1 protein-coding gene is annotated in these 19208 nt (G+C 69.3%); it reads left to right on the forward strand.

The window, feature by feature from the left end; translation table 11 throughout:
• Positions 1–19208: non-ribosomal peptide synthetase (locus tag AC1DWT_RS41400; protein WP_477925107.1), on the forward strand; the 19208-nt coding region annotated here is incomplete at both ends.

Raw genomic sequence — 19208 nt, forward strand, 5'->3', positions numbered from 1 at the left:
GTGTTGTTGCAGAAGACGGCGACGACGTTCGACGTGTCGGTGTGGGGGTTCTTCTGGCCGTTGCAGGTGGGTGCCACCATGGTGTTGGCGTCTCCGGACGGCCACCGCGATCCGGCGTATCTCGCGGAGGTGATCGACGAACACGGGGTGACGGTGACGGATTTCGTGCCGTCGATGCTCGACGTCTTCGTCGCCGCGGCCTCGGAGGCATCCTGCGCCACACTGCGGCACGTCTTCGTGATCGGCGAGGCACTTCCCCCCGAAACCGCAAGTCGGTTCCGGGCCTTGTCGTCCGCAGGCCTGCACAATCTGTACGGTCCGACGGAGGCGGCGGTGTCGGTGACGTACTGGGAGACGTCCGACACCGACGAGACGACAGTGCCGATCGGGGTTCCGGAGTGGAACACACAGGCGTATGTGCTGGATTCGCGGTTGCATCCGGTTCCGGTCGGGGTGCCGGGTGAGTTGTACCTCGGTGGCGTCCAGTTGGCTCGGGGGTATCTGGGCCGGGTGGATCTGACGTCGGACCGGTTTGTGGCGAATCCGTTCGGTGGTGTCGGGGCGCGGATGTACCGCACCGGTGATCTGGTGCGGCGCCGGCGGGACGGTGTGCTGGACTACATCGGGCGTACCGATTTTCAGGTGAAGTTCCGTGGTCAGCGGATCGAGTTGGGTGAGATCGAGGCGGTGTTGCGGTCGCATCCGGGGGTGACCGGTGCCGCTGTTGTCGTCTACTCGGATGCCGTCACGGGTGATCATCTGGTGGCGTATGTGGTTCCGTCACAAAGTGATGCGGTCGATGCCGCAGGGCTGCGTGCGCATGCCTCGGGCTCGCTCCCGTCGTACATGGTGCCGTCGGCGACGGTGCTGGTCGACGAGTTCCCGTTGAACACGAGCGGGAAGCTGGACCGCAAGGCACTCCCCGCGCCGGAGTTCTCTTCCGCTGCGGGTGAATACACCGCACCGACCACGAGCGTCGAGCACTCCGTTGCCGCGGTGTTCGGCACGGTACTCGGACTCGACCGGGTGAGCGTCCACGACAGCTTCTTCGACCTCGGCGGCAACTCGCTGATCGCGACCCAGCTGGTGTCCCGGATCCGTGGCGAACTGGGTGTCCCGCTCGCGGTGCGGGACCTGTTCGAGTCGCCGACCGTCGCGGAACTCGCGGCCAGACTGTCTCAGTCGACCGGTGCGGACACCCGACTGTCGCTGACCCGGCGGGAACGGCCGGAACGGATTCCGCTGTCGCCGGCCCAGCAGCGCATGTGGTTCCTCAACCAGTTCGATCCGTCGTCCCCGGCGTACAACCTGCCGTTCGCGGTCCGCTTCACCGGGGCACTCGACCGCGTGGCGCTCGCGGCGGCCGTCGCGGACCTGATCGAACGGCACGACACGCTGCGCACCGTATTCCCGGATTCGGCGACCGGACCGCACCAGGTCGTGCGCGACACTGCCGACGCGCTACCGAATCTGACCGTCGCAGACATCGCCGAGGACGAACTGGAGACCGTCCTGGCACGATTCTTCACGACGGGGTTCGACGTCACCACAGACCTGCCGGTCCGCGTCACGTTGCTTCGGGTGGGCGCCGACGACCACGTCCTGGCACTCGTGGTGCACCACATCTGCGGTGACGGCTGGTCGATGGCACCGATGGTCCGCGACGTGATGGTCGCGTACGCGGCCCGCACCCGGGGAGAACGCCCCACCTGGACGCCGCTGCCGGTGCAGTACGCCGATTACGCCCTCTGGCAGCGCGAACTCCTCGGCGACGAATCCGACCCCGAATCCCTCGCCGCCCGGCAGCTCGCCTACTGGACGAACACCCTCGCGGGCATCCCCGAGGAACTGGATCTCCCGACGGACCGGCTGCGACCCGCGGAACAGTCGTATCGCGGTAGGCACGTCGACTTCGTCATCGACGCGTCCACGCACCGCGCGCTGACGGCGCTCGCGCAGTCCCGGCGGGCCACGCTGTTCATGGTGATGCACACCGCGCTCGCCGTGCTGCTCGGACGTCTCAGCGCCTCCTCCGACGTCACCATCGGCACCCCCGTGGCCGGTCGCGGCGAACCCGAACTCGACGATCTGATCGGCATGTTCGTCAACACGGTGGCCCTGCGGACCCACATCGATCCGGGGTCCGCGTTCACCGACCTGCTCGACCACGTCCGGGAGGTGGATCTCGCGGCGTTCTCCCGCGCCGACGTGCCGTTCGAACGGCTGGTGGAGGTGCTCAGCCCCACCCGGCACGCGGCCCGGCATCCGTTGTTCCAGGTGATGCTCACCTTCCAGAACCTCGAGCAGACCGCACTCGAACTCGACGGACTCACCCTGCACGGACTCGACACCGACATCGGCGTCGCGAAATTCGATCTGCACGTGACCCTCGTCGAGCGGTTCGACGCCGCAGGCGACCCCGACGGGATGACTGCGCAACTGACGTACGCAGCCGATCTGTTCGACGAGGACACGGCCGCCTCCATCGCCACCCGATTCACCACGATCCTTGAATTCGTTACCACCGACGCGAGAACGCCGGCCGGTGACATCGCCCTACTCGGCGCCGACGAGCACGCCGCACTGACCCACTGGAACTCGACCGAACACGCGGTCCCCGCGACGACCCTGCCGGATCTGTTCGATGCGCAGGTCGGGCTAACTCCGGGGGCGACGGCCGTGGTGTTCGAGGGAGCCGCGCTGTCGTATGCGGAGTTCGACGAGCGGATAAATCGGCTTGCGCGGTATCTGATCTGGTGTGGTGTGGGGCCGGAGTCGCGGGTCGCGTTGGCGATGCGGCGCTCGCTGGACCTGGTGGTGGGAATGTACGCGGTGGTGAAGGCGGGCGGTGCGTATGTGCCGGTCGACCCGGATCATCCGGCCGATCGCATCGGGTATGTGCTCGACTCGGCGCAGCCCGTCTGTGTTCTCAGCACGTCAGCTGATCGCGGGGATCTTCCGGGCACGTTCGCGGTGCTCGACATCGACGACCTGGATCTCTCGGGATTCGGGTCGAATCCGATCACCGATGCCGACCGGATTTCTCCATTGCGTCCGTTCAACACCGCGTATGTCATCTATACGTCGGGGTCGACGGGGCGGCCGAAGGGTGTGGCGGTTGCGCATGCTGCGATCGTGAACCAGTTGGTGTGGATGCAGTCGGAGTATGGGCTGACCGGTCGGGATGTGTTGTTGCAGAAGACGGCGACGACGTTCGACGTGTCGGTGTGGGGGTTCTTCTGGCCGTTGCAGGTGGGTGCCACCATGGTGTTGGCGTCTCCGGACGGCCACCGCGATCCGGCGTATCTCGCGGAGGTGATCGACGAACACGGGGTGACGGTCACCGATTTCGTGCCGTCGATGTTGGACGTGTTCGTTGCGTCGGTTCCTGCGAGTTCGTGTGGTTCCTTGCGTCATGTGTTCGTGATCGGTGAGGCGTTGCCGCCGGCGACGGTGACACGGTTCGGGGAGTTGTCGACGGCGGGATTGCACAACTTGTACGGGCCGACGGAGGCCGCGGTGTCGGTGACGTACTGGGAGACGTCCGACACCGACGAGGCGACGGTGCCGATCGGGGTTCCGGAGTGGAACACGCAGGCGTATGTGCTGGATTCGCGGTTGCACCCGGTTCCGGTCGGGGTGCCGGGGGAGTTGTACCTCGGTGGCGTCCAGTTGGCGCGGGGGTATCTGGGCCGGGTCGACCTCACATCGGACCGGTTTGTGGCGAATCCGTTCGGTGGTGTCGGGTCGCGGATGTACCGCACCGGTGATCTGGTGCGGCGCCGGCGGGACGGTGTGCTGGACTACATCGGGCGTACCGATTTTCAGGTGAAGTTCCGTGGTCAGCGGATCGAGTTGGGTGAGATCGAGGCGGTGTTGCGGTCGCATCCGGGGGTGACCGGTGCCGCTGTTGTCGTCTACTCGGATGCCGTCACGGGTGATCATCTGGTCGCGTATGTGGTCGGAAAGCCTGCCGGTCAGCTGGATGTGGAGGATCTGCGCCGGCATGCTTCGGGTTCGCTGCCGTCGTACATGGTGCCGTCGGCGACGGTGTTGCTGGACGAGTTCCCGTTGAACACGAGCGGGAAGTTGGACCGCAAGGCCCTGCCCGCACCCGAGTTCACCTCGGATACAACCGAATACGTGGCACCGCGCAACGAGGTGGAACAGGTGCTCGCCGACGTGTTCGCCGGCGTGCTCGGCGCCGGCCGGATCGGTGTCCACGACAGCTTCTTCGACCTCGGCGGCAACTCGCTGTCCGTCACCCGCGTCGCCGCGCGCATCGCCGAGTCGACCGGCACCCGGCTGTCGGTACGGGACGTGTTCGAAGCACCCACCGTGGCCGACCTGGCACTGCGCGTCGACCCCACTACGACGGACGCGCGCCCCGCCCTGACGGCGGCGACCCGGCCCGCCCGCATCCCGCTGTCGCTCGCCCAGCAGCGCATGTGGTTCCTCAACCAGTTCGACGCCGGCTCCCCGGCCTACAACCTGCCGTTCGCGGTGCGCCTCTCCGGCGTCGTCGACACCGCAGCGTTGGCGGCCGCGTTCGACGACGTCGTCGAACGCCACGAGTCGCTGCGCACGGTGTTCCCGAATGGCGGGGACGGCCCCGAGCAGGTCGTACTGGCCGCCGCCGACGTCACCGTGACACTGCCTCCGGTCGACGTCACCGAAGACGATCTCCCCGGCGGGATGGCGGCGTTCGCGTCCCGCGGATTCGACGTCACCGCCGAGACACCGGTACGGGCCACCCTGTTCCGCACCGCGCCCACCGAACACGTCCTGGCCATCTCGCTGCACCACATCGCGGCCGACGGCTGGTCTTTCGGACCACTCGGCCGCGACGTCATGGTCGCCTACGCGGCCCGCGCGGAGGGCAACGCCCCGCAGTGGGCGCCGCTCGAGGTCCAGTACGCCGACTTCAGCGTGTGGCAGAGGAACGTCCTCGGCAGCGAAGACAACCCGGAATCCGTGATGGCCACGCAACTCGGATTCTGGACGCGCACGCTCGCCGGCGCGCCCGACGAACTGCCCCTGCCCTTCGACCGGCCACGCCCCGCGCAACCGACGTTCACCGGGGGAACGGTGCGCTTCGGCATCGACCCCGAAACCCACCGGCGCATTCGACGACTCGCCCGGGAACACGGGGCCACCACGTTCATGGTCGCCCACGCCGCCTTCGCGCTGCTGATGGGACGACTGTCGGCCACCGGCGACGTCGCGATCGGCACCCCGATCGCCGGCCGCGGCGAACGCGCCCTCGACGACCTCGTCGGAATGTTCGTCAACACTTTAGTTCTGCGCACAGCCGTGCGTGGCGGAGACAGTTTCGCCGATATGCTCCGTACGGTGCGCGACACCGACCTCGCAGCGTTCGCCCACGCCGACGTCCCGTTCGAGCGGCTGGTCGACGTCCTCGCCCCGACACGCACCGCGGCGCATCACCCCATCTACCAGGTCGCGCTGTCGATGAACCCGCTGCAGTCAGCGGACTACGAACTGCCGGGATTGCGGATCGGCGTGGAGGACGTCGATCCGGGGGTCGCCAAGATCGACCTCCAGCTGACACTGGGCGAGGAACTCGATCACACGGGCTCGCCGTCCGGGATGCGTGCCGAATTCGTCTACGCCACCGACCTGTTCGACGAGTCCACCGTCCGCGACTTCGCGTGGCGGCTGCAGCGGATTCTCGAGGCCGTGACGTCCAACGCGGATACCGCGGTCGGGGACCTCGATCTACTCCACGACACCGAACGGCAAGGTCTGGTCCCGGCACACGGCCGCCCCGGGCTCGCACCGGTCACGCTGCCGGATCTGCTCGCCGCCGCCGTCCGCAGCAACCCGGACGGTGACGCCCTCGTCGCCCCGACACTTCTCGGCGGCTCCACGAGCACCGTCACCTACCGAGAATTGGACGCAGAGTCGAACCGTGTGGCGCGACTGCTCGCAGCCATGCAGGTGGGCCCCGAGGTGTCGGTGGCGTTGGCGTTGCCCCGCTCCCTGGAGTCGGTTACCTGCACGTGGGCGGTGGCGAAGTCGGGGGCGGCGTTCGTTCCGGTGGATCCGGGTTATCCGCTCGAGCGGATCGTGCACATGCTCGAGGATTGTGGTGCGCCGATCGGTATCACGACTGCGGCGTTGCGGGAAACCCTGCCGGATTCGACGCAGTGGCTCGTTCTCGACGACGACCCCGTGATCGGTGCTCTGGCGTCGTACTCCCCGGAACCCCTGCAGGATTCGGATCGGGTTGCCGCATTGTCGGTGGATCATCCGGCGTACGTGATTTACACGTCGGGGTCGACGGGACGGCCGAAGGGTGTGGCGGTCACGCACCGGGGTCTGGTGAATCTGGCGGCGGACGAGCGGGWCCGTCTGGTGGTGTCGGCGGGTTCGCGGGTGTTGCATTTCGCGTCGCCGAGTTTCGATGCGTCGGTGTTCGAGTTGGTGATGGCGGTGTGTGCGGGGGCGACGCTGGTGGTGGCGCCGACCACGATTTTTGGTGGGTCGGAGTTGGCGGAGTTTKTGGCCGACCACGAGGTGTCGCATGCGTTCTGCACGCCGGCGGCGTTGGCGTCGCTGGATCACCGYGGTCTSGASCATCTGCGGACTGTGGTGGTGGCGGGTGATGTGTGTCCGCCGGAGTTGGTGGCGCGGTGGGCGCCGGGCCGGGTGATGGTCAATGCGTACGGTCCGAGTGAGACGACGATCATGTCGTCCGCGACCGGACCGATGGTGTCCGGGCAGCCGGTGACTATCGGGTCACCGACCGTGGGTGTCGATCTCGTTGTCCTCGATGACCGGTTGCGTTCGGTGCCGGTGGGGGTGCGCGGTGAACTGTATGTCCTCGGCTCCAGCTTGGCTCGGGGGTATGTGCGCCGGGCGGGGTTGACGGCGGGACGGTTTGTGGCGTCGCCGTTCGGCGCGGGTGGCCGGATGTATCGCACGGGGGATGTGGTGCGGTGGGTGGCCTCGCCGGGCGGGTCTCGGGTTCTGGAGTTTTTGGGCCGTAGTGATTTTCAGGTGAAGGTCCGGGGGTTCCGGATCGAGTTGGGTGAGATCGATGCGGTGTTGGCTGCGCATTCGGTGGTGGAGTTCGCCCACACGGTCGGGGTCGACGACGGCACCGGAAATACTCGCTTGGTGTCGTATGTGCTTGCCGCGCCAGGTGCGGTGGTCGACGACCGGGTGTTGGTGGAGTTCGCGGGGCAGCGGTTGCCGGGGTACATGGTGCCCTCGGCGATCATGGTCCTCGACGTGTTGCCGTTGACGCCGGCGGGCAAACTCGACCGCAACGCGCTGCCCGCACCCGTCTTCGCGCGCCGCAGCGCGTTCACGGCACCGCAGACTGCGGCCGAGCAGGCGATCGCCGCCGTATTCGCCGACGTCGTGGGGGAGCCGTCCATCGGACTCGACGACAACTTCTTCGACCTCGGCGGCAACTCGCTGTCCGCCACCCAGGTCGTCTCCCGCGTCGGTTCGGCACTGGGAACACGCATCTCCGTCCGCACCCTGTTCGACAACCCCACCGTGCGCGCACTCGCGACCGCCGCAGCGTCCGACACGACGGCCGAGCGACCTGCCCTCGTCGCCGGTGATCGGCCCGCGACGATCCCGCTGTCGCCGGCGCAGCAACGGATGTGGTTCCTCAACCAGTTCGACACCTCCTCGGCCGCCTACAACATTCCGCTCGCGCTGCGCATGTCCGGCCGGATCGACGTCGCCACCCTGCGCATGGCACTCGGCGACGTCCTGGCCCGTCACGAGGCACTGCGCACCGTCTACCCGGCGACCGAGAACGGTCCGCATCAGGTGATCGCCGCGGTGGAGTCGATCCCCCTCGATCTGACGCCCATCCGCCTGTCCGGTGAAGACCTCACCGGTGCGATCCTGCGCCACGCCTCCGCCGGGTTCGACGTCTCCACCGACCTCCCGCTGCGGGTCCACCTGTTCCGTGAGAGCCGGTCGGAGCACATCCTCCTGTTCGTCGTCCACCACATCTCCGCGGACGGCTGGTCGTTCATCCCCCTCGCCTCCGACGTGATGACGTCCTACGCGGCCCGGACCGCCGGCGACGCCCCGGCGTGGAACGCGTTGCCGGTGCAGTACGCGGACTACGCGATGTGGCAGCGGAACCTGCTGGGCGACGCCGACGATCCGCAGTCGCTCGCAGCCGGTCAGATCGCGTACTGGAAGCGGACACTGGCGGGTCTGCCGGATCAGGTCGCACTGCCCACCGACCGTCCCCGTCCACCGGCACCGTCGCACCGCGGCGGAACGGCGCGACTGACCCTGGACGGCGACATCCACCAGCGCCTGCAGGACCTGGCGCGCGCCCACCACGCCAGCCTGTTCATGGTCGTCCACACCGCACTGGCCGCACTGCTGTCGCGGATGGGTGCCGGTCCCGACGTCGCTATCGGAACGTCCGTCGCGGGCCGCGGCGAGCAGTCCCTCGACGGACTCGTCGGCATGTTCGTCAACACCGTGGTGCTGCGCACCGACGTGCGACCGGACTCGACGGGCGCCGCACTGCTCGACCAGGTCAGGCGCGTCGACCTCGAGGCGTTCTCCCACGTCGACGTGCCGTTCGAGCAATTGGTCGACGCGATCAACCCGACCCGCTCCACCGCGTTCCACCCGCTGTTCCAGGTGGCGCTCGCACTGCAGAACCTRCAGACGCCGACGCTCGAACTGCCGGGACTGGAGGTGTCCGCACTCGACATCGAGTCGCCGATCGCCAAGTTCGACCTGAACTTCGTGCTCGGTGAACGCCACGACGAGGACGGGAACCCGGCGGGACTCGACCTCGACCTCGGTTACGCCAAGGACCTTTTCGACGCGGACACCGCGCTGCGGATCGGCGAGTCCTACCTCCGGGTGCTGTCCGGGCTGGCCTGCGATCCGCGAATCCCGGTCGGCGACCTCGACCTGCTCGGCGACGACACCCGGCTGCGTCTCCTCGCCCAGTCGCACGGCGCGACACGGGACACCGTGCACTCCACCCTCACCGGTCTGCTCGACGAACAGGTACGGGCGACCCCGGACGCCCCCGCCGTGCTCTGGCGCGGCACGACCCTGACGTACGCCGAGTTCGACGCCCGGGCGAACCGACTCGCACGCAGGCTCATCGGCGAGGGTGTGGGGCCCGACGTCGTCGTGGCGGTGGAGATCCCGCGGTCGCTCGACCTGCTCGTCGCCGTCCACGCCGTGGTGAAGGCCGGCGGCGCCTACACCCCACTCGACCCCGGTCAACCGGAGCAACGCAACCGCGACATCGTCGAACAGTCCGGCGCGTCCCTGGTGCTCACCGGCAGCGACCTGCTCACGCAGACCGAAGCCACCCGGCACGGAGTGCGAGCGATCGCACCGGACGACCTCGACCCGGCCGCGTTCGGCGGGGAACCGATCCGTACCGGCGAACGGATCGCACCGCTGCGCCCGGACAACACGGCGTACGTCCTCTTCACATCCGGATCCACGGGACGGCCCAAGGGCGTGGCCGTCTCCCATGCGGCGATCACGGCGCAACTCGAGTGGCTGCGTGAGCAGTACGCGCTCGGCACCACCGACACGATGCTGCTGAAGACTCCGGTGACGTTCGACGTGTCGGTGTGGGAATGCTTCGCGCCGCTCGCCGCCGGCACCCGGCTCGTCATCGCCGAACCCGACGGACACCGCGACCCCCAGTACCTCGCGGACGTCCTCCGCACGCACGGCGTCACCGTCGTGCACTTCGTGCCGGCGATGCTGGCGGCCCTCACGTCCGGGCCCGGCGTGACCGGCCTGCCGGCGCTGCGGCACGTGCTGGTCGGCGGCGAAGCGGTGTCCCCGGAGACGATCGACGACTTCCGGGCATCCCATCCCGCCGAGATCGACAACACGTACGGACCCACCGAGGCGGCGGTGACCACCACGTTCTTCGCGGCCCGGTCCGACAACTCCGACACCGTCCCGATCGGCCTGCCCGTCTGGAACACCAGCACCCTCGTCCTCGACGATCACCTCCGTCCGGTGCCTGCCGGGGTGGCGGGAGAGCTGTACCTCGGCGGTGTCCAACTCGCCCGCGGATACCTGGGCCGCCCCGACCTCACCGCCGAACGCTTCGTCGCCGACCCCTTCTCGACGTGCGGCGCACGGTTGTACCGCACCGGCGACCTCGTCCGCTGGACCGCGGCGGGCCTGCTCGAGTACCTCGGGCGCACCGACTTCCAGGTGAAGGTCCGCGGATTCCGCATCGAACTCGGCGAAATCGTCTCCGCGCTGCTCCGGCACGAGGACGTGGAGCAGGCGGTCGTCGTCCCGCACTCGGACCCGCACACCGGCGAGCACCTGGTCGGGTACGTCGTGCCGCGCGGCAACATCGCACTGGACCGCGACGCCGTCCTCGCCGAGGCAGCGGGCAGCCTGCCCTCCTACATGGTTCCGTCGCTGCTGGTCCCGCTGACCGAACTGCCGGTGACGCCGAACGGCAAGGTGGACCAAAATGCCCTGCCCGCACCGGTATTCGCGGGTAAAGCGGAATACACGGCGCCGCGCACCGCGTCGGAGCGTGTCGTGGCGGCCGTCTTCGCCGAACTCCTCGGCGTTCCCCGCGTCGGTGTCGACGACAACTTCTTCGACCTCGGCGGCAACTCGCTGTCCGCCACCAAACTCAGCACCCGCATCGGTGTGGCGACGCAGACGCGGATCGCGATCCGCGACGTGTTCGACGCCCCCACCGTCGCGGCCCTGGCCCGGCGACTCGACCAGCACGATCCGTCCACTGCGATCGCACCGCTGACGGCGGCGGTCCGCCCCGACCGGATCCCGCTGTCGCTGGCGCAGCAGCGGATGTGGTTCCTCAACCAGTTCGAAACGTCCTCACCCGCCTACAACTTGCCCGCAGCGGTCCGGTTGACCGGCCCGCTGGACACGGCGGCGCTGGCCGCGGCGATCGGTGACCTGATCGCCCGGCACGAATCGCTGCGGACCGTCTTCCCCGATTCCCGGGGTGGGCCGCACCAGGTGATCCTCGCGCCCGGGGACTTCACCCCCGACGTCGTACCGGTCCAGGTGAGCGAGACCGGTTTGCGCGCGGATCTCCAGGAGTTCCTCCTGGCCGGTTTCGACGTCTCCCAGGCGGTGCCGCTGCGGGTGAAGGTGTATTCGCTGGGCGACGCCGAGCACGTGCTCGCCCTCGTCGTCCACCACATCTCCGCGGACGGCGTGTCGATGGAACCGCTGATCCGCGACGTGATGATCGCGTACGCGAGCCGTGCCGCGGGCCATCCGCCCACCTGGGCACCGCTGTCGGTGCAGTACGCCGATTACGCGCTGTGGCAGCGGGAGGTGCTCGGCGCCGAGTCCGACCCGGGTAGCCTCGCCGCCGCGCAACTGGACTACTGGACCCGCACGCTCGCCGGTGTCCCGGACCAGCTGTACCTGCCCGGCGACCGGGGCAGGCCTGCGGTGCCGTCACATCGGGGTGCGGCGACCCGTTTCACCCTGGACGCCGGCACGCACCGGGCCCTGGCCGAGCTGGCACGGGCGCACGGCGCCAGCATCTTCATGGTCGCCCACGCCGCGCTCAGCGTCCTGCTGGGGCGCCTCAGCACCACCGGCGACATCGCCGTCGGCACCGCCGTCGCGGGCCGCGGCCGGGCCGAACTCGACGACATCATCGGCATGTTCGTCAACACCCTCGTCCTGCGGACGACGCTGGATCCGGGAGCGTCGTTCGTGTCGCTGCTCGAGCAGGCGCGGGACGTCGACCTCGAGGCGTTCGCCCACGCCGACCTGCCCTTCGAGCGGCTGGTGGAGGTCCTGAGCCCGGTCCGCTCCACCTCGCACCACCCGCTGTTCCAGGTGGCGCTCGGTGTGCAGGCCGTGTCCGCCGACGGACTGGAGCTGGACGGACTGTCGGTGGAACCGCTCGCCCTCGACGCGAGCATCGCCAAGTTCGATCTGCACTTCACGCTCACCGAGCGGCTCGACGACACGACCGAGCCGGCGGGCATCGACGCCGAACTCATCTACGCGACCGACATTTTCGACGACAGCACCGCCGCCGGATACGCGACCCGGCTGCGCCGGATCTTCGAGGCGGTCGTCGCCGACCCGCAGCGGCCGATCGGCGACATCCCCGTTCTCGGCGAAGACGAATACGCGGCGCTCACCCCGGTCCGCGGCGCCGACCCGCGGCCCGTGCAGATGCTGCCCGAGATCCTCGCCGACGCCGTCGCCGCAGCACCCGACGGCCTCGCCGTCGTCTTCGACGGTGCCGGCCTGACGTACCGGGACCTCGACGAACGGTCGAACCAGCTGGCCCGGTTGCTGGTGGACAGGGGAGTGGGACCCGAAACCCGGGTCGCGCTGGCGCTGCCCCGGTCCTTCGAATCGGTGGTGGCCGTCTGGGCGGTGGCCAAGACCGGTGCCGCCTTCGTGCCCGTCGACCCCGGCTACCCCGCGGACCGCATCCTGCACATGGTGCAGGACTCCGGGGCGATGGTCGGGATCACCGTGTCCGGGAAGCAGGCACTGCTCCCGGACTCGATCCGGTGGATGCTCCTCGACGACCCGGCACTCGAGGTGCACTGCACCCACGAGTCCCGGTTGCCGCTCACCAACCGCGACCGCATGCGGCCGATCCTGTCCGACCAGGTGGCGTACGTCATCTACACGTCGGGATCGACCGGCAGGCCCAAGGGGGTCGCGGTGACGCACCGCGGTCTGATGAACCTGGTGACCGACGAGCGTGAGCTGCTCGGTGTCACGTCCCGTTCGCGGACACTGCATTTCGCGTCGCCGAGCTTCGACGCCTCCGTGTTCGAGATGCTGATGGCACTCGGCGCGGGAGCCACGATGGTCATCGCGCCGCCCACGATCTACGGCGGATCGGAACTCGCGGAACTGCTCGCGGCGGAACGCATCACCCATGCGTTCTCGACCCCGGCGGCGCTGGCGTCGGTGGACCACCGCGGGCTGGGTGACCTCGCCGTGGTCGTCGTCGCCGGTGACGTGTGCCCGCCGGAACTGGTCGCCCGCTGGGCGCCCGGACGCCGCATGGTCAACGCATACGGCCCCAGTGAGGCGACGATCATGTCGTCCATCACCGAACCCCTCCGCGCCGGCGAACCGGTCACCATCGGCGGTCCGAGCCGCGGGGTGCGGGCACTCGTGCTGGACGGGCGGCTGCGTCCGGTGCCGGTGGGGGTGCCGGGCGAACTGTACGTCGGGGGACCGAGCCTGGCCCGCGGCTACCTCGGACGGCCCGGACTGACCGCCGAACGCTTCGTCGCCGACCCGTACGGCGAGCCCGGCGACCTCATGTACCGCACCGGCGACCTCGTCCGGTGGCGGGAGAACCGCGTCCTCGATTTCGTCGGCCGCACCGACCACCAGGTGAAAATCCGCGGATTCCGCATCGAACTCGGCGAGATCGACGCCGCCCTCACCGCACACCCGCAGATCGAATACGCCACCACGGTCGGCTACGAGCACCCGAACGGGGAGACCTCCCTCGTCGCGTACGTGCTGCCGTTCACCGGTGAGGACGTCGACCGCGTCGAGGTCGCGAATTTCGTCGGCCGCACCCTGCCCGCGTACATGGTGCCCGCGTCTGTCACCCTCCTCGACGCCCTGCCGCTCACCCCGGCGGGCAAACTGGACCGGGCCGCGCTGCCCGAACCGATCTTCGCCGCCGCGGCCACGACGTTCGAGGCGCCGCGCAACCCGATGGAGGTGATCGTCGCCGGCATCTTCGCGGACATCCTCGCCCTGCCCGAGATCGGCATCCACGACAGCTTCTTCGACCTCGGCGGCAACTCGCTGCTCGCAACCCAGGTGGTGTCGCGGATCAACGCCGCCCTCGACGTCCACGTCGGGGTCCGTGAGGTGTTCGAATCGCCCACCGTCGCCGCGCTCGCGGCGCGGATCACCGAGACCACCACTCACGGTGCACGGCGGCCCGCACTGACGGCGAGGGTTCGCCCCGAACACATTCCGCTGTCGCTCGCCCAGCAGCGGATGTGGTTCATCAACCAGTTCGACACCGCGTCACAGGCCTACAACCTGCCGGTCGCACTCCGGCTGTCGGGTGAGGTGGACCTGCGCGCCATGCAGATCGCCATCGCCGATCTCGTCGGACGGCACGAGGCGCTGCGCACCGTCTACCCCGATTCCGCCGACGGCCCGCACCAGATGATAGTGCCCGCCGCCGACGCGGTGCCTGACCTGACCCCGGTGCCGGCGCACCCCGACGACATCCTCGGACGGGTGCTCGCACTCGTGACGACGGGCTTCGACGTCACCTCGGACGTGCCGCTGCGGGCGCGGATGTACCGCGTCGGCGCCGACGACTACGTGCTCGTCATGGTCGCCCACCACATCTCGGGGGACGGCTGGTCGCTCGCCCCGCTGGCCCGCGACGTCATGCTCGCCTACACCGCCCGCACCGAGGGACACGTCCCCCTGTGGACGCCGCTGCCGGTGCAGTACGCCGACTACAGCCTGTGGCAGCGGGAACTCCTCGGCGACGAGTCCGATCCCGAATCGGTTGCCGCCGAACAGATCGCGTACTGGACCCGCGCCCTGGACGGTCTGCCGGACCGGGTGTCCCTGCCGACCGACCGCCCCCGGCCCGCTGTCGCCTCCCACCGGGGCGCGCACGTGCCGTTCACCATCGACGCCGACACCCACCGCGCACTGCTGACCCTCGCGCGCGGCCGCAACACCTCCCTGTTCATGGTGATGCACACCGCGCTCGCGGTGCTGCTCGCGCGACTGAGCAACGAATCCGACATCGCCGTCGGCGCGCCCATCGCCGGCCGCGGCGAGGAATCCCTCGACGAACTCGTCGGCATGTTCGTGAACACCCTGGTTCTGCGCACCCACGTCGACCTCGAGAGTTCGTTCGCGGACAGCCTGAACGTCGCACGGTCCACCGACCTGAGCGCGTTCGCGCACTCGGACATCCCGTTCGAGCGCCTCGTCGACGTGCTGAACCCGGCGCGCTCGCGCTCACACCACCCGCTGTTCCAGGTGGCGTTCTCGTTCCAGAACCTCGCCGCCACCACACTCGAACTTCCCGGCCTGCACGTCGAGGGACTCGACGTGCCGAACACGATCTCCAACTTCGATCTGCACCTGACACTGTCGGAGAAGCACGACGCGGACGGCACCCCGGACGTGATCGAGGCCCAGTTCACCTACGCCACCGACCTCTTCGACGACGCGACCGTCCGGGCGTTCGCGGAACGGTTCACCCGCATCCTCGGGTCGGTCGTGCAGAACCCGGACATCGCGGTCGGTGCCATCGACCTGCTCGACGACGCCGAACGGCAGTCGGTGATCACGGAATTCAACGACACCGCTGTCGATCTGCCGCCGACGACCCTCCCCGACCTGTTCTCCGCTCAGGTGGTGCGCACACCCGACGACCCCGCGGTCTTCTTCGAGGGCACCGTACTGACGTACGCCGAGTTCGACCGGCGCGTCGACGCGCTCGCCCACCGGCTGATCGATGCAGGCGTGGGGCCGGAAGCGGTGGTGGGGCTGGCGATGAACCGGTCGATCGAACTGCTCGCCGGGATGTACGCGGTGCTGCGGGCCGGTGGCGCGTACCTGCCGATCGATCTCGGCCATCCGGCAGACCGACTGGCGTACGTGCTGGAGACGGCACGCCCGGTGTGCATCCTCACCACGTCCGCGGACGGGTTCACCGCCGAGAACGTCCCCGTACTCGAGATCGACACCCTCGACCTCGCCCCGCGCGGACCCGTGACCGCCGCGCACCGCCGCGCGCCGCTGCGACCGGAGAACACGGCGTACCTGATCTTCACGTCCGGGTCCACCGGCCGACCCAAGGGCGTCGGGGTGTCGCACGCCGCCATCGCGAACCAACTCCGCTGGAAGCAGCACGAATACCCGCTCGACACCACCGACGCGGTCGTGCAGAAGACGCCGGTCACGTTCGACCTGTCGGTGTGGGAACTGTTCTGGCCGCTGACGGCGGGTGCCCGGCTCGTCATCGCGCGCCCGGACGGTCACCGCGACCCGGCCTACCTGGCGGACCTCATGCGTCAGCAGCGCGTCACGACAGCGCATTTCGTGCCGTCCCTGCTGGAGGCATTCACCCCGGGTGCGGGGGAGCAGCCGGCCCTGCGCCGGGTCCTGTGCATCGGTGAGGCGCTGCCCGCCGACACGGCCGCCCGTTTCCGCAGCCGGTTCGGCTCCGTTGCCCTGCACAACCTGTACGGGCCGACCGAAGCGGCCGTGTCCGTGACCGCCTGGACCCACACCGACGGCGACGCCGACACCGTCCCCATCGGCGGACCGGAATGGAACACGCAGGCGTTCGTGCTGGACGCCCGGCTGAACCCGGTTCCCGTCGGGGTGGCGGGGGAGCTGTACCTGGCCGGTGACCAGCTGGCCCGCGGTTACGTGGCCCGCACCGATCTGACGGCCGAGCGTTTCGTCGCCAACCCGTTCGGCGCACCCGGTTCACGGCTCTACCGCACCGGTGACGTGGTCCGCTGGCGCGTCCGGGACGCGAAGGGGGTCCTCGAGTACCTCGAGCGCTCCGACTTCCAGGTGAAGGTCCGCGGATTCCGCATCGAACTCGGCGAGATCGAATCGGCGCTGGTGCGGTCCGCCGGGGTGGGGCAGGCCGTCGTGGTCGCCCACCAGAACCACCACACCGGGACCGCCCTGGTCGCCTACGCCGTCCCCGAGGACGGCTCGACCGTCGACCCCGTCGCGGTGCTGGCCGACGTCGGCGCCGCAGTACCGAGCTACATGGTGCCCGCCGCCCTCGTCGTGCTCGCGGAACTGCCGCTGACCGCGAACGGGAAACTCGACCGCAAGGCGCTCCCCGCACCCGACTTCGCCTCGACGGCAGTCGAATACCGCGCGCCCGCAACACCGACCGAGGAGATCGTCGCCGCCGTGTACACCGACGTACTCGGCGTCGAGGAAGTCGGCACCGGCGCGAACTTCTTCGACCTCGGTGGCAACTCCCTCGTCGCCACCCGGGTGGTCGCCCGGCTGTCCGCGACGCTCGGTCGCCGCGTCGAGATTCGGTCCCTGTTCGAGGCGCCTGCCGTCGGTGCCCTTGCGTCGCTGCTGGACTCGACGGACGCGACCGCACCCACCCGCCCGGCGCTGACCCCGACAGTGCGCCCCGAACGGCTCCCGCTGTCCTCGGCGCAGCAACGGATGTGGTTCCTCAACCGGTTCGACCCGAACTCCGCCGTGCACAACATCCCAGTGGCGGTCCGGCTGTCGGGCGTCCTGGACGTCGACGCACTGCAGCACGCGGTCACCGACGTCCTCCACCGGCACGAGTCGCTGCGGACGATCTACCCKGACTCCGCCGACGGCCCGCACCAGGTGATCCTGCCCGCCGACCGGGTCGATGACGCGTCCGTCGTCGCGACCGACGAGACCGCACTGCCCACCTTGATCGCCGACCTGGTAACCACCGGATTCGACGTCACCGCGGAGGTTCCGGTACGGGTGCGGATCTTCCGGATCTCCGCGACGGAACACGTCCTCGCGGTGGTCGTGCACCACATCTCCGGCGACGGCTGGTCGATGGCGCCGATGGTGCGGGACGTGATGGCGGCGTACGCGGCGCGGTCGGCGGGCGCGAGCCCGGACTGGGCGCCTCTGCCGGTGCAGTACGCCGACTACGCACTGTGGCAGCGGGCCCTCCTCGGCGACGACACCGACCCCGACTCGGTATCGGCGCGGCAACTCGCGTTCTGGACGCAGACCCTCGCGGGCGCCCCGGATCAGCTGGATCTGCCCACCGACCGGCCGCGTCCCGCGGTCGCGTCGTACCGGGGCGGCACCGTCGACTTCACCGTGCCGTCCGATCTGCACGGCACGCTGCTGGGTGCGGCGCGGGACGCGAACGCGTCCGTGTTCATGGTGGTGCACTCGGCGCTCGCGGTGCTACTGAGCCGGCTCGCCCGTTCCGCGGACATCGCGATCGGAACCCCCGTCGCGGGCCGCGGCGAACGCGAACTCGACGACCTGATCGGCATGTTCGTCAACACGCTGGTCCTGCGACAGCACGTCGAGGGCGCGCGCACGTTCGCCGAACTCCTCGCCGACGTGCGCGAGACCGATCTCGCCGCGTTCTCCCACGCCGACGTCCCGTTCGAGCGCCTCGTCGAGGTCGTCAATCCGTCGCGGTCCACCGGGCGGCACCCCTTGTTCCAGGTGATGCTCACGTTCCAGAACCTCGACCAGGCGACACTGGAACTCGGCGACCTGTCGGTGAGCGGTGTCGACTTCGACGTGGACATCGCCAAGTTCGACCTGCAACTCACCCTGATGGAACAGTTCGACTCCGAGGGAGGCCCCGGCGGGATCGCCGCCCGCCTCACGTACGCCGCCGACCTGTTCGACGAACCGTCCGCGCACGTGTTCGGGCAGCGGTTCCTGCAGGTGCTACGGGCGGCGGTCGACAGTCCGGGCACCGCGGTCGGCGACCTCGACGTCCTCGGCAGCGGTGAACGGAAACAGATCGCCGGCACCAACGCGACGTCGCACCCCGTGCCCGCCGGCACCCTCGCGTCGCTGGTCGACGCGGCGGTGGCGACCGACTCCGACCGGATCGCTGTGGTCTGCGACCGGGAGGAGCTGACCTACGCGAGCTTCGACGCCCGCGTGAACAGGCTGGCGCGCCGACTGATCGAACAGGGCGTCGGCCCCGAGTCGGTGGTGGCGGTGGCGATGCGCCGTTCGATCGATTTGCTCGTCGGAATCCACGCCGTCGTCAAGGCCGGCGGTGCCTACCTGCCGATCGATCCGGACCATCCGGCCGAGCGCACCGCGTATGTGCTCGACACCGCACGGCCCGCATGTGTGCTGGTCAGCGGTGCCGGACTCGCCGACAGCGGCTCGGTCCCCGTCATCGACGTCGCCTCCGAGGACCTCTCCCGGTACGGCAGCGCGCCGCTCACCGATCGGGACCGGCTCCGGCCGCTGTCCGCGGCGAACACGGCGTACGTGATCTTCACGTCCGGCTCGACGGGCCGTCCGAAGGGCGTCGCGGTCACGCACGGCGCGATCGTGAACCGTCTGCTGTGGATGCAGCACGAATATGCCCTGACCAGCTCGGACGTCGTTCTGCAGAAGACGCCGGTGACGTTCGACGTGTCGGTGTGGGAGCTGTTCTGGCCGCTGCAGGTCGGGGCGTCCCTGGTGATCGCCGCACC

Source organism: Rhodococcus sp. P4_B6, assembly GCF_056402215.1.